This window comes from Pseudomonas sp. 05T35 (assembly GCF_056396605.1).
In genome coordinates this window covers 1-1299 of sequence record NZ_JBFTLU010000730.1, presented here as the reverse complement: position 1 = coordinate 1299, position 1299 = coordinate 1, and the positions used below count along the sequence as shown (strand labels likewise).

The following is a 1299-nucleotide window of genomic DNA, read 5'->3' as shown; positions in this document are numbered from 1 at the left end:
GCGGTGCTGGGCTTTGCCGGTGCTCTGGATTCGTTCAAATTCGTACCAGGCAGTCACCCTGCGTTGCACCCGGGTCAAACCGCGCGCATCGAGCGTGAAGGTCGCGTAGTCGGTTACATCGGCGCTATCCACCCTGAATTGTCGAAAACCCTCGGTCTCGACCGTCCGGTCYTCGTATTCGAGCTGGTGCTGGCCGAAGTAGCACTGGGCAAAATGCCTAAATTCAGCGAGTTGTCGCGCTTCCCTGAAGTGCGTCGTGACCTTGCGCTGCTGGCGGACAAAGACGTTGCAGCCAGTGCCGTACTGGACGTAATCCGTGAAAATGCAGGCGAATGGCTGACGGACCTCAGGCTATTTGACGTGTATCAGGGTAAAGGTATTGATCCGCATAGAAAAAGCCTTGCAGTTGGCTTGACCTGGCAGCATCCATCGCGCACTCTTAATGACGATGAGGTGAATACCACGACGCAAAACATCCTCACCTCGCTCGAACAAAGGTTGAACGCCACGTTAAGGAAGTGACGTATGGGGGCTTTGACGAAAGCTGAGATGGCGGAACGTCTGTATGAAGAGCTGGGCCTGAACAAGCGGGAGGCCAAGGAATTGGTCGAACTGTTCTTTGAAGAAATCAGGCACGCTCTTGAAGACAACGAACAGGTGAAGTTGTCCGGTTTCGGCAACTTCGACCTTCGTGACAAACGCCAGCGGCCTGGCCGCAATCCGAAAACGGGAGAAGAAATCCCGATCACGGCTCGCCGTGTGGTCACCTTTCGTCCAGGGCAGAAGTTGAAGGCCCGAGTTGAGGCTTATGCTGGAACCAAGTCATAACGACGAGCTTCCCGTCATCCCAGGCAAACGCTACTTCACCATTGGTGAAGTCAGCGAGCTTTGTGCGGTAAAACCGCACGTGCTGCGCTACTGGGAGCAGGAGTTTCCTCAACTCAACCCCGTCAAGCGCCGCGGAAATCGCCGGTACTATCAGCGCCAGGATGTGCTGATGATCCGGCAGATCCGCGCGTTGCTCTACGACCAGGGGTTCACCATCGGCGGAGCGCGCCTGCGCCTTTCCGGCGATGAAGCCAAAGACGACACCACCCAATACAAGCAAATGATCCGCCAGATGATCGCCGAGCTCGAAGATGTTCTGGTGGTACTCAAGAAATAAATTCCTGCTTTTAAATACTTCCAGTTTTCAAAAGCTTGCGATATATTCTTGAGCGTTCCTCGAGATGAGGAACAGGTTTCACGCCTAGTCGGGGCGTAGCGCAGTCCGGTAGCGCACTAGCATGGGGCATGGGG

The 1299-nt window shown here is 55.2% G+C and carries 3 protein-coding genes; all 3 read left to right on the top strand.

Annotation, left to right across the window (positions count from 1 at the left end; genetic code table 11):
- The coding region (locus AC1DH9_RS29310) for a phenylalanine--tRNA ligase subunit beta-related protein (protein WP_477809351.1) at positions 1 to 522 on the top strand (522 nt) is incomplete at its 5' end.
- Between the two features lie 3 nt (positions 523 to 525).
- Entirely contained in the window at positions 526 to 828 is a 303-nt protein-coding gene (ihfA, locus tag AC1DH9_RS29305; RefSeq protein WP_002553164.1) for an integration host factor subunit alpha, read from the top strand.
- Positions 809 to 1165 carry a MerR family transcriptional regulator gene (locus tag AC1DH9_RS29300; protein WP_003179985.1) on the top strand — a complete coding sequence of 119 codons (357 nt, stop codon included), beginning with the start codon at positions 809 to 811 and terminating at the stop codon, positions 1163 to 1165. Before ihfA ends, AC1DH9_RS29300 begins: the two co-directional genes overlap by 20 nt.
- Positions 1166 to 1299: the final 134 nt, after the last annotated feature.